Raw genomic sequence first — 24,416 nt, 5'->3', positions numbered from 1 at the left:
TATTCATGCCGTATCGACTTTAATAGATCAGTGTGTAGCTAAATTATGCGACTTCCCATAGATAATGCAAATGTTACTTTGATACCTATCAACCAAAGCTTAAATTCGAGCTATCAACTATTCTATATATTTATGAAAAGAATTTTTACCTTATTTTTATTATGCCTCATAGGCTTTAATGCAGACGGACAAACTAAGCCCCAATGGATGCGCTATCCATCGATCTCACCTGATGGGACAAGCATAGCATTTACCTATAAAGGAGATCTTTATAAAATATCCAGTGCCGGCGGGACAGCGCAACAACTTACCTTTCACGAAGCGCATGATTTTATGCCTTCATGGAGCAAAGACGGAAAGCAAATTTCCTTTGCATCAGATCGCTACGGCAATTTTGATGTTTTCATTATGGATGCAAACGGAGGGCAGGCTAAGCGATTGACTTATCATTCAGCAGACGAATTCCCTTTTAGTTTTACTTCGGACAACAAATCTATTCTTTTTGGAGGCGTTAGACAGGACGATATAGTTCATAGGCAATACCCTACCGCCTCACAGCCAGAACTATATAGCGTTCCCGCAAAAGGGGGCAGAATTGAGCAGGAATTCACCATCCCCGCTGAGTATGTCCAGTCGAGCAGGGACGGCATGAAAATGATTTATCATGATAAGAAAGGCGGCGAGAACGAGTGGCGTAAGCATCATAAGTCTTCTGTTGCCAGAGCCATCTGGATTTATGATAAAAAGACAAATAAGCATCAACAACTGAGTACCTTTTATGGGGAGAACAGGAACCCGGTTTTTGCTGATCAAGAAAAAGCGATTTATTATCTAAGCGAAGAAAGCGGGAACTTTAACGTTCACAAGATGCCTATTAGTGAAAAAGGCAAAAGCACGCAAATTACAAGCTTTAAGAAATTTCCAGTAAGGTTTTTAAGTAGCTCTAATAACGGTCTGTTGAGTTTTGGTTATGATGGGGAGCTTTACACCATGCAGTCTGGCGGTCAGCCAAAAAAGGTTGACGTAATTATCAATACCCAGGAGAAAAGCAATAATGATGGCGTAGTTGCCATTAATGGAGGTGTTAGAGAATTTGCCGTGTCCCCTGATGGTAAGGAAGTTGCATTTATAGCCAGAGGAGAGGTCTTTGTGACTTCAGCAGATGGCAAAATGACGAAGCGTGTTACTAATACACCAGAGCAAGAGAGATTTGTTGACTTTGCTCCTGACGGAAAGTCCATTGTTTACTCTAGTGAAAGAAACGGTAGATGGCGCATTTACCAAACATCTAAAACGCGCAAAGAAGAGCCTTATTTTTTCGCATCCACTCTATTGAGCGAAAAGCCTCTTATCAGCAATGATGCGGATAATTACATGCCTTCTTTTTCTCCAGACGGGAAGAAGGTTGCATTTATAGAAAATAGAAGGACACTTAAGGTGTTCGAAATTAGCAACACGTCCACCGCGACACTTCTTACCCCTGACCAGCTTTTTTATATGCAAGATGGGGATCAATACTTTACCTGGAGCCCTGACAGCAAATGGCTGTTGGCAACTTATCGCCCAACAATGTCTAATGGAGAGGTTGTATTGCTTGACGCCCAAGGAAAGCTTCCTATGCGTAATTTAACAAAAAGCGGATATGGCGATGGGAACGCCAAATGGGTAAATGATGGGAAGCAGATGCTTTGGTTCAGTAACCGCGATGGTATGAAAGCTCATGCGAATAGCGGATCGTCTCAGCGAGATGTATACAGTATGTTTTTCACAAAAGAAGCTTGGGACCGGTTCAATCTAGATAAAGATGATTTCGCTTTGCTAAAGGACATGGAAGCTATTGATAAAAAGGCTCGTGAAGAAGCGGCCAAAAAAGATGCTAAAGAGAAAGACAAGAAGGTTTCCAAGCCAGACTCGACGTTGAAGTTTGATTTTGACGGTATAGAAAACAGAAAGTCAAGATTAACAATTCATTCCTCTGCGTTAGGAGATGCTGTGCTTTCAAAAGACGGCGAAAAGCTCTATTATCTGGCAAGTTTTGAAAAAGGGGCTAATTTGTGGAGTACAAATCTCAGAACCAAAGAAACAAAGATGGAGATACCTTTAGACGGGCCTTCTGGCAGTTTGGTATGGGATAAGGCACAGAAAAACCTATATCTCTTGAGCGGCGGAAGGATTTCTAAAATAAACATGGATAATAATAAAAGGGAACAGATAACCATTGAGGGCGAGGTATTAATTAACACCGAGCTTGAACGTGAGCATATGTTCGATCATGTTTGGTTAAGAAATAAAGGCATGTTTTATATTTCAGATATGCATGGTGCGGACTGGGAAGGACTGCGTCCAGCTTATAAAAAATACCTTCCTCATATAGGAAACAGTTATGAATTTGCTGAAATGTTGTCGGAATTACTTGGGGAGCTAAATGTTTCACATTCTGGAGCACGATTCAGCAGTACAACCCCTGAGGATGACGCAACAGCCTCCTTAGGCATCCTGCAAAGCTACAAACATAATGGTAATGGGGTACTTATAGCTGAAATTCTAGCAGGAGGTCCTCTTGATAGAGCTAATGGGATAGCAAAAGCAGGTATGTTAATTGAAAAGATTGATGGGAATGTGATTGAAGCTGACCAGGATTTCGCCAAATATTTGAATAGAAAGGCCGGGCAAATAACCTTATTGGAATTGCTCGATCCTAAGAGCAATGTGAGATATCAAGTTTCTATAAAACCAATTAGTCTTGGGATAGAAAACCAGTTACTATACCGCAGGTGGGTTAAAATAAACCAGAATGAGGTTGACAGCCTTAGTAAAGGGCAACTTGGTTACGTACATATTCCGGGGATGAGCGATGCTCCCTATAGGAGCATTTATGAAGAAATGATGGGTAAATACGCCGATAGAAAGGCAGTAATTGTTGACACTAGATTTAATGGCGGTGGAGACCTCGTATCAGACTTAGCCATGTTCTTTACAGGTCAAAAGTTTTTAGATTATGCTACTGATAAGCGGTCTGTAGGATTTGAGCCAACGTTTAGATGGACTAAGCCTACTTTAGCCATGTTCAATGAGGCCAATTACAGTGATGGTCACTGTTTCTCTTGTGGTTATAAAGACTTGCATATTGGAAAGACAGTAGGAATGCCTGTTCCCGGTACCTGCAGCTTTGCTGGATGGGAAATGCTTCAAGATGGGACCAGATGGGGCTCAATCCCTATTAGCGCAAAGAATAAAGCGGGAGAATGGTTAGAAAACAATGAAACGAAACCAGATATCCAGGTTAAGAATATGCCTGGCTTGATTGACAATGGAAAAGATCAACAACTGGAGATTGCTATTCAGGAGCTTTTGAAAGATGTAAAGTAACATTCCTTTCACCAACAAAAAAGACCAGGTAAACATGTTTTACCTGGTCTTTTTGTTAAATGCCTCGAATTAATCCGAGGCGATTGCATCGGTACTTTGATACGCTATATTAGTTGCTATAACCTGGATTTTGTTGGGTTTTCATTGCTGGATTAGCATTAAGCTCAACTTGTGGTATAGGGAGCACTAACTTGTTGTCGCCAGGTTGGAAGTCCACGACTGCCCAATGGCCAACACCTGCAGCTCTTGTAACCGCTGTTTTAGTCCTAAGCAGGTCAAAGAATTTATGGCCTTCTCCATAAAGCTCTTTTCCGCGTTCGGCCATTATTTCAGCAATCAAAGCTGCTCCAGTATTTAATGAAGGAGTTGTAGCGACTCCAGCTCTTGACTGTATAGCGAGCAATGCCGTCTTAGCAGCTGCTTCATTTGCCGCGCCTTGTCTTGCCTCAGCTTCTGCTTCGATCAAATACATCTCAGAAGAACGGATTAGTACCTGGTTATTGGCAGGAGTACTATTAAAGTCGAACTTATTGATCAACCAACCTTCAGTGCCCCTTCTGGTATATTTTCCACCAACCAAAAATTGCTTCTTTCTAACATCCACTTCAGCAAAGGAATTCAAAAAGCTATCCGTAGCCCTAAAGCTGGAGTATCCGATATCAAAAGGATCATAGAAAGAATGAACAGCAATAAAGCCTTGATTATCATCAGTTCTTACATTGATACCATAAATCCACTCTGAAGTCGGATTATTAAAACCTGTTAATAAAGCAGCGCCCGTGCTCAATGGTTTGGCCGCACGTGCTAACTTCGCATATTTACTTGCTTCCGGATAATTACCCATAGTTAAATAAACCCGCGCTAAAAATCCTTGGATCGCAGCTTTGTTCATTCTATAGATACTCGTTTTGGTTGCAGGAATGTTAGCTTCCGCGAATAGTAGGTCTTCCAATATAAAAGCATACACCTCCTTCACTTTTGATCTGGTTGGAGGAACATCAGTTGGACCAAGTGGCATTTTAACGATAGGTACGCCAAGAGCTTCCGGATCTAAAGTGTAGGGCTTACCAAACCATCTTACTAACCAGAAATAAGCATCTGCTCTTAACGCTCGCGTTTCAGCTAAATAGGCTGTTTTTTGAGCATTAAAGAAACCACCCGAAGTATAGAACTTAAACTTTTCGCTACCACCACTGGCAGAAACGTTAACATCGTTTGTTATTCCAGTTCTTAAAACTTCGTCTCTCCAATTGGTATCGTAGAAGAGTGCGGCTCCAGGGGCAAGATTACCGCCAGCAACGAACGGGTTAACAGTATTAAAAGGATTCACTGTAAGTCGGTTTCTTACTAAGGTATTTGCTGCCACAGCAGCGGCGTCTGGAGCTAAACCCGCAGCAAGTCGCTGCGCATAATAACTGTCAAAATAAAGTTTGTAGTATTCCTGTGCATTAAGAACATCATGTTTTTCGACAGCTTGACCAGATCTCCCAGTAGTTATACTAGCGTTAAATCTCGTATCGCCGTTTCTTCCCTGCTTTGTAGTTATCAAAACGACACCATTGGCACCACGGGATCCGTATATTGCTGTAGCTGCAGCATCCTTAAGGATCGTCACCGATTCTATATCATTTGGATTTAATGCAGATAAAATATCTGCAGACTGAGCAACTTGTGTTAAGTCACCACTCGTTGTAGCAATGCCGTCGACAACATAAAGAGGGCTCGCAGTTGCACTTAATGATCCAATACCACGGACACGTACTGCCGTAGCGGCTCCTGGCTGACCAGATGTACTTGTAACCTGTACTCCGGCTGCAGCGCCTTGAAGGGATTTTTGAAGAGATGTGTTTGGTCTGTCTGCGAAGTTTTTTCCGCCCACAACTGATGCAGAGCCGGTATAGCTTTCTTTCTTAGCCGTGCCATATCCAACAACGATTACCTCGTTAAGTTCACTTGAACTCTCTTCTAAAGCAATGTTAACTACGTTATCAAATCCGATTGTCACTGACTGAGTAGCAAAGCCAAGCGAGGAAAACTCCAAAGCTGTGGCAGATTGGGGAACGCTGATACTGAACGTACCATTAGCACCTGTCAAAGTGGCTACCGTAGTGCCTTTGATTTTAACATTCACTCCTGGAACCGGTTTTCCAGCAGCCTTATCGGTGACTGTACCCGTAACAGTACGATTTTGTGCCATAGCCGTTCCAGCTACAAGCAACAAAAAAAACAAACTTTGTAGAAGTTTTTTCATAAAATAATGGAATTAGGTTAGTTAATAATGCTTAAATATAGGAATCTACGATTTAGCAGTCAGTAATTCAAAATGTTGCGCAAAATGTTTTGACATTATGATGACTTTACATGTATATGATTCGGTAAGCAAAAAGACCAAAAGACCAAATATTATTTGGTGAACTACAATTGGGCAGCTCTTATCGATTAGATAACTGCCTAAAGGATTAGAAACACAAATTTATATTGGTTAATCTAGATTTTATTGACGTAGGGTGGTGATGCAAACAACTCCGAAGAAATTTCTTAAAGAGGCTGGGAATTACTAAAATAATCTATAAATATTTAGAAGTTCTCTTAAAACATAATAATATTCCATACTAATGGTGTTTTTTACCATATAATTCGAACCTTAGGTGAATAAAATTAATAAAACCAGCTTTATCGCGGCATACATTTCCAAAACACTTATACCTGACAGATAACAAGCTTTGTACCTGATAGATTTTAGTCACATAGACTTAGAAGGCCAAAACGGCTAGCCCACGAGTTGTTAAATACTGAGGAAGGCGTATAGCATCGGAAAAAGCAGTGCTTTAATGTAGAACCCGTCTTCGCAAATATCAAGCAGCACTATGGGTTCGGAAGGTTTATGCTACGTGGCAAGTCAAGAGTAGAATAGAATGGGAGTTATAGGCAATCGCACAGAACTTAAAGAAAAACGCAGACTAGATAAGGCCATAATAACGCCTTTTATTGAATTTACTAGACCTAAAATCATTCGTAGATTTAATCAAAGAGACTTAAGTCTTCTTAAATAAAATATCCGAAAAATAAACTATAAAAAAAGAGGCTAATCACTTTCGATTATTAGCCTCTTTCTATTAATGGCGGCACTATTTATCTGTCTTGTTGTTAGACCTACTTATTAAGGTTTGGATTATTTATAACTTCTGCCTGTGGTATTGGGAAAGTTAAATCATCAGAATCATAAGTAAAGGTTTGTCCTGCGAAGAACAAATGGTTACTTCCTCTGGTGATAGAATGCTTATTGCGTTTCATCGCAAGATAAACCTTTCCTTCGCCCCAGAGTTCAATACGCGTTTGCTGATAGATCTCCTCTTGTAAGGCAGTACCGCCTAAGCTGTTTAAGTAGCTTACGTCTGTTATCCTTTGACTAAGCAATAATTTCAGCTCGTCTCTTGCAGGTGCATCCTGACCCATTCTAGCTTTAGCTTCTGCATTAAGCAATATCATCTCTTCAATGCGCATATATACAAGATCGGTAATAATAGTTCTTTGCCCTCCTTCTACTCTTCCTGGATCAAAGAATTTACCGGATGGCAGTAAACCTCCGTAGTCTGCGTTATCATCAAACTGATCTTTCCTTGCATCATCAGCTCTTATAGAAGTATAAAGCGAATTATCGATAAATTTAGGGTCACCAGCCCATGCGTAGCTGTAAGAAAATATGTCAACTTGACCCCACCAGGATACCAGATCCAGACCACTTGAAATCTCCAAATTTGAACCCCACATCCAGCTAGATGTTGATACATCATTAAAACCGTTTGTAGTAACTTCGTCTTTTGTTAAAGGTACATAGATACGTTTAGCTATGATAGCACTTGTTAAGGTAACAACCTGAGCAAGGTCAGCATTAGTACCTCTGGCAGCATATACATAAGCCAGTAAACCATTTGCAACATCTGCATTGATTTCGCCCTTGCTTGCTCTCGTAACTCCCGTTAGCAATGTAACTGCATCAGTTAAGTCTTTTATCATCTGATCAAAAATCACAGAGGAAGCAACTAAAGGCTGATTGGTAGTTTTCGAATCTGTGTACAAAGGCAAGATTTTCTCAGAGCCAGTTCCATATCCTTTTGGTGCATAAAATTGAGTCAGGTAAAAATACGCATAAGCTCTCATTGCTTTAGCCTGTCCCATATTAGACTTAAGGGTCGCGTCAGTTAAAACCGCATCGTTTCCACCCAGTAAATCAATTAAAGTGTTTGCACTAAGTATAACGCGGTAATAATAACGCCAAGGAATATACGCAGCATTTTGAGTGAAATCTTTTGTAGCCTGGTACCTGATAACAGTTGTGTACCAACCATAATTTAAAGCACCAAGAACCATATCAGAAGCCAACATGTCAGAGTAGATATCATAGCCTTTCTGGCCAAAGTCATCATGACCTGTTGTGCCTCCAGTAAAAGTATTGTACATACTAGAGTATAGTCCACGGGTATAAGCCGCAAGTACTGCAGGATCTCTTTTAGCTTCTTCAGCAATTTGACCCGGAGAAACATTCTCGCTAGGGGCTTCATCTAAAAAGCTTTTTTTGCAACTGCTCACAGATAATGTGAGAGCAAGGACAACAATTATATATTTATTATTTTTCATTTTGGTCAATTTTAAATTAAAGCTTAACTCTTAAACCTGCTGAGATTGTTGATAGCGGAGAATATCTGTACATGTTAGTACTTCCCGGCTCTGAAGTTGAAGGATTAAATCCTTCACGTTTGCTAGTAAAATATAAGTTATCACCAGACACCCATACATTTAAACCAGCAACGCCAAACTTACTTGTGATGTTCGCAGGGATAGTATAACCAAGACGTATATTATTTAAAGAGAAGTAATCTGCTTTAGTAATGAAACGACTTGATGCACTACTCACGTTTGCATCCTGATTATTTGATATCCTAGGAACGATGCCATTACCTGGTTGAGCAGGGGATTGCCATCTGTCCAAAATATCTGTATGCCAGTTATTATTTGCAACCAAACCATTACCCATCAATGTTGCATATGCACCATCATAAGCGTAACCGCCAAGGCTATATATCATTTGAATGCTAAGATCAAAACCTTTGAAACCACCATTTAAATTAATTGCACCTCTAACATCAGGAATAGCAGAACGTCCATCATACTGCTGAGTAGCATTCTGATAAGTCTTGGTTGTTGTTTTAACCAATTGACCTACTTTGTCTGGATTAGCTGCCAAATAAGATGACAATGATCCAATATATTCACCTGCAAGATTCTCAATCAATCCGCCATCTGGTACACCGTTGCCATTTGTATCAATGAAATATGTTTCCCACATTGATTTACCATCAGCCATATCCACACCAATATATTTTCTCAAGTAGAAATCATAAATGGAATGACCAGCAGAATATGCATAATTACCTTGAGGATCTAGAGGTTTTTGTTGACCTGTTGACGGATCAATTGGCATGGCTGTTAACTTATTAGAAAACATCTCTCCATTGACCCCTAAGTCCAAATAAAATCCTTCACCTTTTAATAGGTGACCTACAACATCAAATTCAACACCTTGATTTCTTAACTTACCACCATTTACTCTAATGTTTGCAAAACCACTCGATGGTCCAACACCTCTATTGAAAATAAGGTCGTCAGTATTTTTTGAGTAGTAATCAACAGCAGCAGTAACATATCTGCCAATATTGAATTCTACACCCGTTTGGAACATTTTAGAAGTTTCCCATGTCAAATCAGCATTTCCTATGGTATTAATCGATAGTCCTGGTTGATCACCAACGTTGTCAATGTTTAACAAATTATAGCCCGGATAAAAGCCAACACCTGCCTGATCTCCTATAAGACCATAACTTGCTTTTAATTTTAAAGAACTAAAAATAGTTTGAGAAGCCATGAAATCTTCATTAGAAACTAACCATGCTGCACCAACTGATCCAAAGGTTCCCCATTTATCGTTCAAAAATCTAGATGAACCATCCGTTCTTAAACTAGCTGATAAAAAGTATCTGTTCTTATAGTCATAAGTCGCTTGACCGAAGTAACTTTCCAATGCATAAGCATCAGTGTAAGAAAAACTTGGGTTAGTTACCGTACCATTGTTGATATCCTCACTGTCATTAAGAACCAAGTTATACCTTGAAGCATCAATATAGTTTAACTTGTATTTAGTTATTTCATGAGCTGCCAACACTTGTAAGTTATGGTCACCAAAATTCTTCTTGTATCTTAATAGATTCAAAAGATTAATCGATGTTAGTTCTGTGTTTTCTAAATATATTGCACCGTTTTGAGATGCAGCAGATCCATAGAACTTATTATTTCTATTGATATTTTTATTGTTATAATATTGTAAGCCAAAAGTATTTTCGAAAGTAAGTCCTTCAATTATATTTGCATTCAAAGATACGTTTCCGTTTACTTCATTGCGGTCATCTCTGAAGGTATCATATTTTGCGTCTGCAATTGAATTGGTTAATGATCCGAATCTTCTACCAGTAGTACCATAGTCATATTGATCACCACCAAAGAAGGGGTCTGGAACTTTTGCACCTGTAGCGTCTCTTAAGAAAAGTGGATAAATAGGAGGAATATTATCTACAAACCAAAATACACTCCCTGAATCTTCTGTTTGTCCACCACGATTTCTTTTAGAGTTCGTGAATGATAAATTCATCCCACCGTTTAACCAAGGTTTAACTTCGTGTGTAAGATTTACACGACCAGTAAGACGTTTGTAGTCTGATTTAATAGAGTACCCTATGTCATTCAGATAACCTAGTGAAGTATAGTAATTGGTTTTGTTTGCACTTCCACCTAATCTAACATTAATCTCACTACGGTTAGAGCTTTGAAAGGCATAATCTTCCCAATTTTCCGGATCATATTTTCTAGTAACACCTGCTCTTACTTGTCTTGTATCATTATCTATAAGATTCGCACCAGTAGAATTCCAAATGTTGGTAGTTGCATTAAGACCACCTGCAGTAGGACCGAACAAACGGTTGTTTGCATAAGTCCTAGCTGCTTCATCAGTTAACGGCGTAGCCAATCCTCTACCTTGATTGTATAAACCTTCCCAAGCTAAAGCGATAAATTGTTCTGGAGATTTAATTACATCATAACGAGGAATCAAAGACATGTTAGAACCGAAGTTCGCATCAACATCGATAAATGACTCTTTTCCCTTTCCTGTTTTTGTAGTAATTACAACTACCCCATTCGAACCTCTTGATCCATAAATTGCGGTGGCTGCAGCATCTTTCAAAACAGTTGTAGACTCTATATCTGCTACGTTAATTGAATTAAGACCACCAGAAAAGGGCACACCGTCAACTACATATAGAGGATCTCTGTTTCCTGATACAGAACCAATTCCACGTATACGAACGGTTGCTACAGTTCCAGGCTGTCCGCTGGTATTAACAACGCGAACACCGGCTACTTCACCAGCTAATGCTTGTGTAACGTTAGAAACTCGTTTTTTCTCCAGTTGAGTAGATGAAACAACTTTAGCAGACCCAGTAAAAGCCTGTTGTGTAGTTGTACCATAACCAACAACCACAACCTCAGATAAAGCAGTAGCGTCCCCTGCAAGAGAAACATTTACTACATCTGAAATAGCAACCGTTTGAGTTAAGTAACCAACATAAGAAAATTCTAATTCTGTAGCAGAAGAAGCTGCGATAAGCGAGTATTTACCGTCTGAGTTAGTTTGAGTACCGAGCTTGGAACCTTTAATCCGAACGGTAACTCCAGGGAGGGGTTTGTTGTCTGATTTGTCTGTGACAGCACCGGTAACTGTTCGATCCTGAGCAATAGCAGCGCTTGCTAAAAACATCAAAATGAACAAACTTTGTAGAAGTTTTTTCATAAAGTTATTGAAATTAGGTTAGTTAATAATACCTAAATATATAATCTAGAATTACACAGAACGCCATACATCTAGGAAACAGAGTTTATTATGACATTAACTTGACGGTTAAAAGTCAAGATCTTACAGATTATATTCAACAAAATATCATCAAACGACAACTTGTTTTCTCTTATAAATATTTACTAAGTATGAATTTTACATAAAAGTCTTGATTGAAGATTTTCCATGATAATATTGTCATTCTTTGATTTGTTAGATGTTTTTAAAGAATATTTAGAAAAAAGCCTTAAAAGGAAAACAATTCGCTGTCTGCTATATAAAACTATAATTTATAGCTGCGCATCTATTGGTGCTAACCTCTCCTAATTCTTTGGGCCCCAGTAAAACCTTTTGATATGTTCAGCATCTTGTCTAAGTTCCAGTTCCGAATCGTAACTAAACTCAGAAGGATAGCGTTTCCCCTCATATATCGCAGGTATCCATTCGATATTTAAAGTACCAAAGAGGGGGGTGAACTTTTGAGTCGTCTGCTTACCTTTTATTTTATAGACGACCTCATAAGACGCAAGACCAAGGGTATCTATTTTTGCTAATATCTGTGCTTCCACTCTTGTTACGTTTCTTGAAATACCTTTTGCAATTACTTTTTTAACCTCTTCAGACATTAAGGCAAAATACTGATCAAGCGATAACAGAGGGATTGGAACCGACGCTTTCTTGCTAATATTTTCGTCAGACGATAGTACTGTAGTTTTTGCTAAAGCCAGTTTTTTTTCATCTATTGAAAGTAACTTATTAAGGTCATAGTTATATCGCATAAATAGCGATTTATCCCGATTAAAAAAGAACCAATTTCCTACACGTTTCCCGTTGTTGAAGGACCCCCTTAAAATTGGATCGTTTTCGATCGATATTGTATATGCCCCATTCAGGTTACCATATAAACTATTGTAAGTTAAAGTAGAGCCGTCGGGCAGCGTTTCGCGTGCAGCTCCTTTATTCTGAGCGACACATAAATTAGAAAGTAATAGCAGAATTATTAAAATCTTATTCATCGTATACTTTTTTTAAAAATTATCATTTTTTCTGAATTTATTTAACAGAAAAAGCCACCATACTGGTGGCCTTTTCTGTTAAATAAATCAATGCCTATCTCGAATTACTATATTTTAAAACCGCGGTGATTGCTCTATTGTTAGGTGCATCACCCCATTCAAAAGCAATGGTGAAAGTTCTTGAAGCCGGATCATACTTATTAACAGCGCCCGGAGTATTTTTTAACGTTGCATTTGTTGTAGAAGCAGCGGTAACGTTGTTCGTTACAGGATCAATAGTTAAGGAAGTCCCATCGATACCAGCTACTGCAGCTCCAGTGGCAAATAACGGCGCAAACGAAACGGTATTTGCACCTAACGTCACTAGCGGTCTAGTAAGTCCTGCAACAAGCGTACCTCCCAAAGTATTATCTGGACCCGTTGCTGTATTTCTAAAGAATGTTCCTGAGTAAGCGTATACTCCATCATATTGGTTCTTCTGAACTACATTTAAGAGGATAGTGCCAAAGTTTGAGCTAACCGAACCGAATGATGTGGAAGTGATTGCCAAAGGAAATGCGTATCTTTTACCAAATAGGAATTCCGAAGTTTTGTACAAAACGCGTACGTCAACGGTGCTTTGACCCTTAGGAATTACATAAGTTGTTTGAGGAAATGAGTAGGCGTTTGTAGGTAGGGCCTCGTAAACATTGTAACTCGGATTTTTTATTCTCATATCAGCATTGAATGCTGTAACCGCAGTCGGATTAGCCCCAATATTAATAGTAACGTCCTCGCTGGCTGACTTTGCACCAGAAAGCTGAACGGTATAGGTAACAGTTACGCCGACTGGATCAATTTGAAATGATTGATCATATACAGAATATATTGATCCGGCAGGAGAATTGGTTGAAATAAAGCCAGGATTCTTAAACTCAACAACACTAGGACTTTTATCTGGATCCAATGCATTGTATTTATCTTTCAAACACGACGTCAAACTTACAGCTAACGCTAAAAGTAATACCAGGTTTAAGTATTTTTTCATAATAATAGTCTTTAAAATTAAATTATTTAGCGTAGAACAACTTGGTCTTAGGAGTTACTCCTTTAGGCACATTTTCAGAATTAACCTGAAACTCTGTTGCAGGATAAAGTACACGAGCAGGCAAGTTAGTTGGTGCTTTTAATGAAGCAAAAGTTTCTGAAGCAGTGGTTGAACCAGGGACGATTGTAGGGTATCCGGTTCTTCTAAATTCATTATAACCTTCTTCACTGTTAATAAGGTTAACCGCTATATACTTCTGAGTTATAATCGCCTCTAATTTTGTTGCTTCAGTTGTTGCTAAATCAAAATTAACTAAGCGATTTGCGGTATTAGCTGTAACATAATTATTCTTTAATGTAAGCGAAGGTGTAGTATGGATGTATGTTCCAGCGGCATTTTTCCCTAAGTATTGATACGATGCCTGAATTCCGCTTTCAAATAATGCTTTCGAACTACCAGTTAGTATGGCAACTGATGGCAAAGCTGCTTCCGCCTGCAATAAATAAGACTCTGCTCCTAAAATTACAACAAGACCCATTGAAGCACCTTTAAGGACACCCACGATATCTGTTCCAGTATTTGCTCCAGTTCCCGTAAGCCGTGTAGTTGTTGGTCCAAAACGTAGGCCACTATACCAGTAAGATCCCGCTACACCTCTCTTTACCGGGTCAACATCAAAGCCTAACTGGTTAGTTGAAGGACCAACGAAGGTTATTGAAGTTAAACCAATTGTTTGTGTAATGTTTGTATTATAACTAGCGTAAATCATTCTTCCACGTTCATTATCAGTTATTTTTCCGCCTTGATAAAAACTTAATATGAAAGGAGTTGGAATACTTGACAAACCAGCTGTAATGGATGTGCCATTGATGTCCCATGCATATGCAGACCATTTCGGACTAATTTGAGAAGCTGTCGCAGAATTGAATCCAGGATTCACAATAGCGTCATCTGTCAAATATCCAGCACTAGTAGTTGGTAAAGATGCTTTAGCAGTAGCAACCCACGAAGATAAAGCAGCAACTTTTTGAGCTCTTACAAGCATTTTAAGCTTGATTGTGTTAGCAAAAGCAGTCCATCTTACTAAGCTAGCAGTAGAACTACCACCAAACATCGGATCTTGTGCACCAGTAACTGCAGTCGTAACGTTAGTAACAGGTGCAGTTGCCATAACTGCAATTGCAGCATCTAAATCTGCATAAAGAGCTTTATAAACAACATCATAAGTATCATATTTAGGACTTAACTTGGCTACACCCTGTCCAGCATCAGAATAAGGTACATCTCCGTACTGATCGACTAAACGCTGATAAGTCCAGCTTTTCATCACTCTAGCAATGGCATTATAATATTTTAATGGTCCTGTAGCATCAGTATTTGTTATTACAAAGTTTAACTGATTAATGGCTGCAAAGGAGTCATTCCACATGCCAGTATAATCAGTACTAGTAAATTCATAGGTCCATTGGGTGCCGAATCCACCGTATCCGCCAGCATTAGCTTTATATCCAGCAGTCCATGCCCCAAAATTGTCAAAGGCAACAGTAGACCTTGCAGCTGCCAAGATAGCTGCGGGTAAAACGATATTTGCAGTAGAACTAGTTGGACTGTTCGGATTATCGTTTACGTCAAGGAATTTTTTGCAGGAACTTCCTGTAAGTAAAACAGCCCCTAAAACGGCTATAGTTATATATTTTCTCATTGTTTATCTAATTAAAAAGTAACAGAAATTGAACCACCAAAGAAGCGAGTCGGTGGAGTTTGACTTAATGTATTGATACCAATTGCATTATTACCAAGGGTATAGTCTGGGTCAGTATATAAGTTTTCATTAGGTGTAAATAAGAATAAGTTTCTTCCTTGTGCAGCAATGTTAATCCCTTTAACTACGCCAAGGTTGCTTATTATACTTTTTGGTAAATCATAAGATAAACTGATTTCTCTAATTTTCCAGTATGCACCGTTAACAACATAGTTTTCAGCAATTGCTCTATTAGGAGAAGACTGAGACCAAAATCCTGCCCCACCATCTCGTACCGTTACGGACGTATTAGCAACATAAGTGTTCGTAGTCGGATCAAGGTATGATGAATTAGGAATTACAAAACGCTCTCTATTATACATTGTAGTTCTCACGCCAGCACCAGAAAATTCAAATGCATCAGCACCTGAGTTAAAAATACTATATCCACCTCTATATTCCGCAACCGCAGCTAATCTTAAGCCCTTGTATTGTACTGAACCATTTAAACCAAGAATATGCTTAGGACTAGAATTTCCTAATACCTCAATTGATTCTGTTGCAGATGGATATCCAGTATTTCTGTCTACTATGATACGGCCTTCACTATCACGTTTAAATGCGCTACCTCTTAAAATTGGATATAGGCTTCCAGCCTCTGCATATGTTTGAGCTGTACCACCAGTTGACAAACCTAAACGACTTACGTCAGCGCTGATAGAAAGAACCTTATTTTCTAAATAAGTATAGTTTCCACCAACATTAACTTCCCAATCAGTATTGCGATAAGCTAATATATTTAACGTGTTTTCCATACCCTCATTACTCACTTTACCAGTATTGGTATAATAAGTCGAGAAACCTGATGCTGCTGAAATATTTACAGGAACAATTTGATCATTTGTTTTGGTATTAAAATAATTGACAGTAGCTGTTAATCTATCTCCAAAGAAAGATCCTTCAAAACCACCCTCAAAACCGTTAGTGATCTCTGGTTTCAAAGCAGGGTTGTAGATAACGGTTGCAATTGAATAACCGGGGTTGTTGTTATATGGATAACCGTTATTTTGTCCAAATGTTGTTAGCAAGCTATAAGCATTTAGGTTTACGTTACCCACGGTTGAATAACCCGCTCTAACTTTTAAGCTGTTTAAAATATTGCTTTCCTTTAAATTTGGGAAAGCATTAGTAACAATAAATGAAGCATCTACAGCTGGATAGAAGATTGATCTGCTCGCTTCAGGAAGTGTAGAGAACCAGTCATTTCGACCAGACGCATGGAAATACAAATAATTTTTGTAACCTAACCTCAAGTCACCATAAACACCTTGCTGACGAGCAGTTGAATTGCTTTCTGATCCAGTGATATTAGCAGCCAAACGAGCGGCAACATTGTATAATCCTTCAAAAGTCAAACCTTGCGCCGCAACGCCAATGTTTTTAGCAGTATTACTTCTTAAACTAGTTCCTAATGTGAAATCTAATTTTAGATCTTCTAAAATTGATTTAGACACATTCGCTTGAAACTCAGTAAACAATTGTGTACTATAGCTTTCTCCATCTGAAACGCTACCTGGAATGTCATTGTTTTTTAAAGACGACAGTCCAAGACTCTTTGTATACGCGCTTAAAACAAATTTATTAACGCGGTTTTTATTGGAGTTATTGGTAGTACTTATGTTTGCACGATATAAGAAACTCAACCAATCAGTTGCTTTTGCTCTAAAATCAACGTTACCAACTAGTTGGTCCTGTCTTGCAACTGACCTTTCGTTATCTAAAGTAAAATAAGGGTTTGCATAATATGCATTGTAGTAACCGTTAGGATTCGCAAATTTATCATTTCTCCAATCGGAATAATTAGTCAAAGGAATTTGAGCAGGTGTCTGTAAAATCTGATCATACATAGATGAAGTCGCAGTGGTAATGTCCGTTCTATTTTGCACATAGTTTACTGAGAAGTTTGCATCAACAGCTTTACTGAATGACCTTGTTCCGTTCAATCTTAGTGAGAACGCATTGAATTTGTCTTTCGGCGTGGTTCCTTTAGTGTCTAAATAACGGGCGGAAATATAATAAGTACTTCTATCATCACCTGTAGATAATGAAAAATCCGTAATGTTAGTTATACCGGTATCCCAAAATTTGTCCTTAGAGTCATTAGCGCTGTAAGGTATTGTTTGGATACTTCCATCTTCTAAAGGATCACCGATTTGTACAAGCCTGCCATCGAATGCAGGACCGTACTGCTGATTTTCATGATTAGTATAAATTTGAAGGTCGTTATCTGCACCTGAACCAAATCTTTGTTGTAACTGAGGGTAGAAACTGATTTTCTCTGCATTGGTTGTTTGACCAACTCTAATTACAGGGGCACCATTTTTCCCTTTTTTTGTAGTGATGATTAAAGCCCCGTTAGATGCATCTGAACCATAAAGGGCTGCCGCACCACCACCATTTAATACCTGGATATCTTCAATATCATCTGGATTTAGATTACCTAAAACGTTATTGGGAACAATAACGTTATCTACAACAACAAGAGCTTGGTTATTTCCAAGTAAGGAGCGATTACCACGTAATACCAAACGGTAATTTGGATTGACACCGCTACTTACCGTATTTAACTGCAAACCAGCAACCTTACCAACTAAGGCTGCCGCAACATTCGTTGGTTTAGCTTGTGTTAGCTCACGAGTTTTAACCGTAGTAGACGCAGTACCTAATTGAGCACGTGTAGTTGATAGACCACCTGCTGTTACCACAACTTCTGTTAACGAAGTCGCATCGTCCGTCATCGAAGCATTAACTACAGTCGATGTAATGGTGACCTCCTGAAGTGTGTACCCTAGATACGAAAATGTCAATGTTTTGCCGTTTGCGGGTACACGGAGGGCGTACTTTCCGTCTGCGCCTGTTGAAGTCCCTAAACCTGGTACTTCTTTAATCTTTACTGATACACCTGGGAGAGGTAATCCGTCTCCCTTTGAGGTTACTGTACCTGTAATTGTACGTTCTTGTGCTATAGCAGATCCTGCAAACAGCATTAGAATGAACAAACTTTGTAAAAGTTTTTTCATAAACAATAAAATTTAGTTAGTTAGTAGTAGTTAATAATTACAATGATACTCGTTTTTTACTTTAGAATCTAAAAAAAATGAAACTTATGATTAAAATGGAGGCAACGATGTGGATTTTTAAGCTTTTTAGACAAAAAGCATAATATAATCACCGTTATTGCAAGATGTCTTCGAATTTAGTAACTTTTGTGCTAAATATCTCTAAATCTAAACATAATAGTTGCTCCTATGAACAGTTGACGCAATAAAGGTCACTAATAAATTGGTTTGCAATATACTCGCAGCTTCCTCCCCCACAGCTAAATTAGATTATCTAGCGCTTTTAAACTTTAATTAAATATACATAAGACAGCACGTCCAATTTGGACCGGTAATTTTTATGACAATTTTATGACTCGTATTGTAGGATGAGCTGAGTTCTCAGAAAGAATTAACATTTTCGAAACTATATGTTATTATAGGCCTCTTCTTAATAAACTAAAAACACTGCATTTACGAACATTTGCTTGCCGCTCTCCCAGAAACTCCTGAAAAGAACGTCAGATGCAAGATAAATAACTGCCCCTTTTCCAATATTTTGAACCCCAAAAAGCATTCCGTTGTCAAGTTTCTTAAGTACAGATTTCCCGGCTATCCCAGCAATGTAACTATTGGGTTTTAGCACCCCCGTATTTGATGTCGATCCAAAAGGCTCGTAAATCTTATCATCCGTTTTTAAAGCATAATAATAATCACCTAAACCAGCAGACAATGGGTGCGTGTTGTCCAGATCAACTTTAAAAATGGCACCTGGGATTGCGCTTGAATGGTCATCTTGATTTCGTGTGAGGTATCGCCTGGAATTGACTGGCTTTTTCTCTTCTTTAGGTAGTTCTTTAAGCTTGATGTCGAAAGGCTTTTTCCCTTGAACGCTTGAGATGGCGTCTTCCATCATGATTACTTTTCCTCCAGCACCTATCCAGTCCTCTAATTTTTCATTTATAGCATCCCCATAAGATCCATCAGGCATGATCAGCACATTTATTTTATTAATGTTTAAGTTTGAAAGGTTTTGAACACCGATCACCGTCAATGGATATTTCAATTCTTGTTCGAAGAAATGCCAGACTTCACCCATTCCCTGTGAAGAGATTCCGGTACCTCCAACGACAGCAACTTTCGGAGCAATAATTGGCGTGTAAACAGAGGAACCGAAATCCTTGCCTTTTTCTACAAAGCCTGTGGCCACGGGGAATAGTTTCATATTTAAGTCTTTTTGGATTGTAGAAATCCTGCCGGAGAGGTTCTTGACCGACCTTTCATTTTCTGCTCTATATATAAGGAGTGATCCTGAAGGAAAAGACTTACCGGAAGCGGAAAATCCTTCCTCTGCAATTCGCAATTTGACACCCGCACGTTGTAGCGCAATTAAGGTCTGCGCATCCTCTACCGAACTCCATGGAAGTACCCAGGCGTAAGGCTTAACGATCGACAAAGGCTCATCGCTTTTATCATCAATAGAAGAGAAGCTCCCTTTAAACGATTCTTTAACCGCATAGCTTTTTAGACCATATGCAAATGGAAGCGCCCAAGCCGTAATGTCATACGTATTTGAATCTGTGATCGAGGTTTGCGGCTCAAACAATACATTCGCCAGAACGGCTTTAGGCTGGGACAGGTTAACAATCAGGTCGTTTCTGCCAATCTTAAACACCTCTGTCTTTTTGCTTTCATAGCTATATCCTTTAGGAGATCTTTCTGATCCATAAGCGAATTCAATATTATTTCTGGTAAGTAATTCGGCTAACTTCTTTACCCTGCTTAGGTTCTGTGCTTTTACTACATAGGTCTTATAGATGCCCGGTGGAGAAGAAACGGCCTTATCAAAATAGTTCTTAAATTCTGATACTAACCGATCTGCATTGTTGGAAACGGTTTCAAGAGTCGCCATGCCTGTAGTATAATGGTGATCAATTCTATCTTTCAAAGTCAAAGTGTCTCCGTCAATTGTAACTACTGCCAGACCAGCACCTATTCCCCCCTGTTCATAAGTCATTCCTATTGCACCATTATATAAAGGATAGGTATCTCCATAAGAAGGATATAAAAGATCAAACCGCTCTTTAGTAAAATACTGCCATCCGTTTTCATCAAAATATTTTGCATTGTTCTTACCAACAGTGACCTGAAAAGCACGTTGCCATGGTGTGATGTCTACATGGATAGGCTCTGCAGCCGGAGCAAAATAGTAGGGTTCATTGTAACTTTGCTCATGAAAATCCACGTGCACTTCTGGCATCCATTCATTGTAAAGCTTTAATCGCTGCTGGGTCTCCACCTGCGACTGCCATGCCCAATCCCTGTTCAAATCAAAGTAATAGTGATTAGGTCTGCCGTTTGGCCAAAGCTCAAAATGCTCTCTAGCCATTGGATCTGGATTCGGTTTGTTGCCAACTACACCATTAAAATAGGTGACGTAACGTTCCCTGCCATCTGGATTAAGACAAGGGTCAAGGATCACCACTACATTTTTAAGCCAGTCATTAACGTTATTGTCCTTCTGTTCTGTAAGTGCATATAGTGTACGCATCGCCGTTTCAGTGGAACTTGCCTCATTACCATGAACATTGTAACTTAACCAGAGCACTGCCGTCTGTTTACCAGATTTTGTAGCTGTTTTGATCGCCTTGCTAATATCAAGGTTGTTTTTTCTAATGCGTTCCAGATCTTTAATATTCTCCTTCGATGAAATGATCGCTGTCAGTAGTTCCCTACCCTCATAAGTCTTACCGTAAGTCTGCAGCTTCATATCCTGTTGATGAGCCGCAGCAACATATTTAAAATAGTCTACCACTTTTTGATGTGTGGTGAAGCGACTGCCTAAAGCGTAACCAAGAAATTCATCTGGAGACTTAACTTGTGCAGTACTGGTGGTCCAGCCGACGAGGAGGAATGCGATAGGAAGCAGAAAATTTCTCATTAGTAGTTATTATGCTCCAAAATAGTAAAGATTATTTTTTGTTTCTCTTTCATAATGTAATTTTACCATATCACTTATCAGTATTTTTCATGCCAACCGTAGAATCCCTTTATCAGCTGTTCTTAAAACATCCCATTATATGTACCGACACCCGGAATATTAGTAATGGTTGCTTATTTTTTGCTTTAAAGGGCGATAATTTTGACGCAAATACCTTTGCCGATGAGGCCTTAGCGACGGGTGCCGCTTTTGCTATCATAGATAATCCTATATATCATAATGCGGAGCGTCACATCTTGGTAGAAGACGCTTTGACAACGTTGCAGGATCTGGCAAAACATCACCGTTCAAAATTAAGTATCCCGGTAATTGGCCTTACCGGAAGTAATGGCAAAACAACCACGAAAGAATTAATAAAGGCAGTTTTATCAGAGCGATACAAAACTTTCGCTACGTACGGTAACTTGAACAACCACATCGGCGTTCCGTTATCTATACTATCTATAAGGACGGACATTGAGATGGCCGTCATAGAAATGGGCGCAAACCACCAAAAGGAGATCGAATTACTCTGCACAATTGCTCAGCCTACACATGGGCTAATTAGTAACGTCGGCATGGCACATCTTGATGGTTTCGGTGGCTTCGAAGGCGTCAAAAAAGGTAAAGCAGAGTTATATGCCTGGATAAAAGCTAATCATGGATATGCATTTGTATACGCCGACAATTCTCATCTGCTCGAAATGAGCAATACAGCAGGATTAGATAAGATTATTTATTACGGTGCTAATGAAGCCAACTTCGTCTCAGGACAATTATTAACTTCTGATCCATTAATAAATCTCGAATGGAGAAGCGAGCAAAAAGTATACGCGGCTTCAGCTAATTTAACGGGTACCTATAACTTTGAGAATATATTAGCAGCAATCTGCATAGGGCGGTTTTTTGAGGTTAGGCCGCAGCAAATAAACGACGGTTTGGCAGGCTATTATCCTAGAAACAACCGTTCACAATTAACGAAAACAGAAACCAACACTGTGATTTGCGATTTCTACAACGCCAATCCAAGCAGCATGACGGCCGCATTAGACAATCTAAAGCATTTGAGTGCTAACAAAAAAGTAATCATTATAGGTGATATGTTTGAACTCGGCCCGGAATCTGCAGTTCAACATGAGCTTATTGCCAACCATGCAGCAACAATAGGAGTCGATACTAGCATCTTTATTGGAAAGTTTTTTTTCAAAATGAAGGAAAGAATTAAAGGCCTATTTTTCGAAACGCCTAAAGAAGCTTTGACTTATTTGGCAGCCAATCCAATAAAAAACAGCCTCATTTTACTAAAAGGTTCCAGAGGAATGGCTTTAGAACAGCTTCTTCCCTTACTTTGAGATCTTAATACCCGCATCGCTTATTTCCCGTAAGGGATTATCGCGCATGTTCTGCTCAATCTCTATAAGGTACTTGCCCTTGTTCGGAAATTTATACCCGGTAACCATTGGCACCACACTCGTAAATAAATTGCCTGATCCCGAACCTGTCCACTGACCGTCCGCCTCTGCCAATTTATATTCAAATCTTTTGGTCTGTTTTTTCATGCCGCCTCCACTGATGTGGAGGAGCACGAAGATGTTCGAGTACCGATAGCTGGCTGTGTTTCTTACCCTGAAATAAATAGTATAAGGCTGTAAAGGATCTGCAACATCAATTATAGCTTTGATCTTCCGGTCATAACCCCAGCTGTGTGAAGGCATCTCTATGTTGATGTCTACAATATTACTGGTGTCGCAACCGGAGAAACATAAAAGGACCACTGCAAGCACTGACCACAGACCCTTAACGCTATTCATCTGTGGGCTTATCCTTGGGCTTATTTCTACGGTTTTTATTTCGGTTCCTATTCCTGTTGGCCGACGGAGTCGTTGTTACAACCGCTTGCCCTTCAACTGGTGTTGTAGGTCCCTCAGGATTTGGACCAGCGACCGGAGATTTTGGTACAGCTGTTGGAGTCCGTGGATTATTTCCCTGTGGTTTTGGAGCCCCACCTTCTTTTTTCACTTCAGGTCTGTTTCTAATGTGCTGAGGAGGTTTCACTGCCTGACCAGGATTTGCTCCCTGAGGCGCTTTATTCCGATTATTGTTGTTATTGTTGTTATTGTTTCTCGTCCCTTTATTACGTTGTTTGTCGTCCAGGCGTGTTAAGCTATCCTGGCCAACAACATTCTCATAATCATGCACTTTCTCGACAACGGCAGAAGGTTTCAATTCAATTGCCTCTTCTTTTAGGTTGACTGGTTTCTGACCTTTTTTGTTCATAGCCATGATCTCCTTTACGCGATCAACTTTCAAAGGGATCCAATCTTCTGTGTTGGGATACGCAAACCACATAATTTTTTTAAAGATGTCTGTCTTTTGATGACGGGCAACGCCGATCTCTGTTTGTAAGCTCTCAATGCGATCCGGAATGTCTTTTAGTGCATCCAGATACGTATCAAGCTCATAATTTAAACAGCATTTTAATTTACCACACTGACCTGCGAGTTTTAAAGTGTTCAACGACAGATTCTGGTACCTTGCTGCGGCAGTAGAAACCGTTTTGAAGTTAGTTAACCAGGTAGAGCAGCACAATTCGCGACCGCACGAGCCGATTCCGCCTAATCTTCCTGCTTCCTGTCTCATTCCGATCTGTCTCATTTCGATTCTGATCCGGAAGGTCTCTGCCATTTTTTTGATAAGCTCTCTAAAATCCACACGCCCTTCTGCAGTATAAAAGAACGTCGCTTTTGTTTTATCACCCTGGTAGTCAACGTCGCTGATCTTCATTGACAAGCGAAGGTCTAAAGCCAAAGTACGTGCCTTATGCATGGTCTCCCACTCCAGGCCCTTAGCTAGCTTCCATTTCTCGACATCTACTTCTGAAGCTTTACGGTATACCTTTCTGGTCACCTGGTCGATAGGCGTTTTTCTGCGCTTCATTTGAATTCGAACAAGTTCTCCCGTAAGGGAAACGTGGCCAATATCATAGCCACCAGTAGCACCTTCAACCGCGATTAACTCTCCTATCTCGAGGTATATGTTGTCATGATTTAGAAAAAACTCTTTCCTTGCGCCTTTAAATTTAACTTCTATTACCTCAAAAGGCTTATAATTTGTTGGTGTATCCAGGTTGGACAACCAATCGTAAACTTCCATTTTTCCGCAGCCACCAGTAAGGCATGAGCCGTTACTTTTGCAGCCCGAGGGGGCGCAACCGCCACCTGTAGAACAACTTCCACATCCCAT

The 24,416-nt window shown here is 39.5% G+C and carries 13 protein-coding genes; 3 read left to right on the top strand and 10 right to left on the bottom strand.

Annotation, left to right across the window (positions count from 1 at the left end):
• Nucleotides 1-132 precede the first annotated feature (132 nt).
• Nucleotides 133-3,369, top strand: coding sequence for a S41 family peptidase (locus tag WKF66_RS02015; RefSeq protein WP_489672731.1), 3,237 nt, complete (start codon nucleotides 133-135; stop codon nucleotides 3,367-3,369).
• A gap of 109 nt (nucleotides 3,370-3,478) precedes the next feature.
• On the opposite strand, the gene WKF66_RS02010 is transcribed toward WKF66_RS02015, so the two are convergent.
• Nucleotides 3,479-5,620, bottom strand: coding sequence for a RagB/SusD family nutrient uptake outer membrane protein (locus WKF66_RS02010; protein WP_489672730.1), 2,142 nt, complete (start codon nucleotides 5,618-5,620; stop codon nucleotides 3,479-3,481).
• Nucleotides 5,621-6,223: 603 nt separating this feature from the next.
• Here WKF66_RS02010 and WKF66_RS02005 point away from each other — a divergent pair.
• Nucleotides 6,224-6,283, top strand: a complete 60-nt coding sequence (locus WKF66_RS02005) for a hypothetical protein (RefSeq protein ID WP_489673327.1) — start codon at nucleotides 6,224-6,226, stop codon at nucleotides 6,281-6,283.
• A 239-nt stretch (nucleotides 6,284-6,522) separates the two neighbouring features.
• Here the strand turns inward: WKF66_RS02005 and WKF66_RS02000 are convergent, their stop codons facing one another.
• From WKF66_RS02000 to WKF66_RS01970, 7 genes are all read right to left on the bottom strand, one after another.
• A complete protein-coding gene (locus WKF66_RS02000) occupies nucleotides 6,523-8,007 on the bottom strand; it encodes a RagB/SusD family nutrient uptake outer membrane protein (protein WP_489672729.1) in 1,485 nt (494 codons plus the stop codon).
• A 16-nt stretch (nucleotides 8,008-8,023) separates the two neighbouring features.
• The gene (locus tag WKF66_RS01995) at nucleotides 8,024-11,269 is read right to left on the bottom strand and encodes a SusC/RagA family TonB-linked outer membrane protein (protein ID WP_489672728.1); all 3,246 of its coding nucleotides are present in this window, start codon (nucleotides 11,267-11,269) and stop codon (nucleotides 8,024-8,026) included.
• 365 nt (nucleotides 11,270-11,634) lie between these two features.
• Entirely contained in the window at nucleotides 11,635-12,327 is a 693-nt protein-coding gene (locus WKF66_RS01990; RefSeq protein ID WP_489672727.1) for a hypothetical protein, read from the bottom strand.
• 94 nt (nucleotides 12,328-12,421) lie between these two features.
• Nucleotides 12,422-13,354 (bottom strand): BT_3987 domain-containing protein, encoded by a 933-nt coding sequence (locus WKF66_RS01985; protein ID WP_489672726.1) that lies wholly within the window; start codon nucleotides 13,352-13,354, stop codon nucleotides 12,422-12,424.
• Nucleotides 13,355-13,376: 22 nt separating this feature from the next.
• Nucleotides 13,377-15,056, bottom strand: coding sequence for a SusD/RagB family nutrient-binding outer membrane lipoprotein (locus tag WKF66_RS01980; RefSeq protein WP_489672725.1), 1,680 nt, complete (start codon nucleotides 15,054-15,056; stop codon nucleotides 13,377-13,379).
• A gap of 11 nt (nucleotides 15,057-15,067) precedes the next feature.
• A complete protein-coding gene (locus tag WKF66_RS01975) occupies nucleotides 15,068-18,175 on the bottom strand; it encodes a SusC/RagA family TonB-linked outer membrane protein (protein ID WP_489672724.1) in 3,108 nt (1,035 codons plus the stop codon).
• Between the two features lie 469 nt (nucleotides 18,176-18,644).
• The gene (locus WKF66_RS01970) at nucleotides 18,645-21,134 is read right to left on the bottom strand and encodes a M14 metallopeptidase family protein (RefSeq protein WP_489672723.1); all 2,490 of its coding nucleotides are present in this window, start codon (nucleotides 21,132-21,134) and stop codon (nucleotides 18,645-18,647) included.
• Nucleotides 21,135-21,223: 89 nt separating this feature from the next.
• Between WKF66_RS01970 and WKF66_RS01965 the strand changes: the two genes are divergently transcribed.
• The gene (locus tag WKF66_RS01965; protein WP_489672722.1) at nucleotides 21,224-22,525 is read left to right on the top strand and encodes a UDP-N-acetylmuramoyl-tripeptide--D-alanyl-D-alanine ligase; all 1,302 of its coding nucleotides are present in this window, start codon (nucleotides 21,224-21,226) and stop codon (nucleotides 22,523-22,525) included.
• Here WKF66_RS01965 and WKF66_RS01960 read toward each other — a convergent pair.
• Both WKF66_RS01960 and ricT read right to left on the bottom strand, forming a co-directional pair.
• On the bottom strand, nucleotides 22,517-22,984 hold the full coding sequence (locus WKF66_RS01960) for a gliding motility lipoprotein GldH (RefSeq protein WP_489672721.1): 468 nt from the start codon (nucleotides 22,982-22,984) through the stop codon (nucleotides 22,517-22,519). The two genes, WKF66_RS01965 and WKF66_RS01960, sit on opposite strands and share 9 nt — an antisense overlap.
• Nucleotides 22,977-24,416, bottom strand: coding sequence for a regulatory iron-sulfur-containing complex subunit RicT (gene ricT, locus WKF66_RS01955; protein WP_489672720.1), 1,440 nt, complete (start codon nucleotides 24,414-24,416; stop codon nucleotides 22,977-22,979). Before ricT ends, WKF66_RS01960 begins: the two co-directional genes overlap by 8 nt.

It is taken from the genome of Pedobacter sp. (assembly GCF_037719805.1).
In the GTDB taxonomy this organism is placed as follows: Bacteria; Bacteroidota; Bacteroidia; order Sphingobacteriales; family Sphingobacteriaceae; genus Pedobacter.
Note: the sequence above shows the minus strand (reverse complement) of the source record. Positions and strands in the feature narration are given on the sequence as shown.

Bases quoted from the DNA above. Each gene is read 5' to 3' on its own strand.
- WKF66_RS02015 (WP_489672731.1), top strand. From the start codon at position 133: ATGAAAAGAATTTTTACCTTATTTTTATTATGCCTCATAGGCTTTAAT.
- WKF66_RS02010 (WP_489672730.1), bottom strand. From the start codon at position 5,620: ATGAAAAAACTTCTACAAAGTTTGTTTTTTTTGTTGCTTGTAGCTGGA.
- WKF66_RS02000 (WP_489672729.1), bottom strand. From the start codon at position 8,007: ATGAAAAATAATAAATATATAATTGTTGTCCTTGCTCTCACATTATCT.
- WKF66_RS01995 (WP_489672728.1), bottom strand. From the start codon at position 11,269: ATGAAAAAACTTCTACAAAGTTTGTTCATTTTGATGTTTTTAGCAAGC.
- WKF66_RS01990 (WP_489672727.1), bottom strand. From the start codon at position 12,327: ATGAATAAGATTTTAATAATTCTGCTATTACTTTCTAATTTATGTGTC.
- WKF66_RS01985 (WP_489672726.1), bottom strand. From the start codon at position 13,354: ATGAAAAAATACTTAAACCTGGTATTACTTTTAGCGTTAGCTGTAAGT.
- WKF66_RS01980 (WP_489672725.1), bottom strand. From the start codon at position 15,056: ATGAGAAAATATATAACTATAGCCGTTTTAGGGGCTGTTTTACTTACA.
- WKF66_RS01975 (WP_489672724.1), bottom strand. From the start codon at position 18,175: ATGAAAAAACTTTTACAAAGTTTGTTCATTCTAATGCTGTTTGCAGGA.
- WKF66_RS01970 (WP_489672723.1), bottom strand. From the start codon at position 21,134: ATGAGAAATTTTCTGCTTCCTATCGCATTCCTCCTCGTCGGCTGGACC.
- WKF66_RS01965 (WP_489672722.1), top strand. From the start codon at position 21,224: ATGCCAACCGTAGAATCCCTTTATCAGCTGTTCTTAAAACATCCCATT.
- WKF66_RS01960 (WP_489672721.1), bottom strand. From the start codon at position 22,984: ATGAATAGCGTTAAGGGTCTGTGGTCAGTGCTTGCAGTGGTCCTTTTA.
- ricT (WP_489672720.1), bottom strand. From the start codon at position 24,416: ATGGGATGTGGAAGTTGTTCTACAGGTGGCGGTTGCGCCCCCTCGGGC.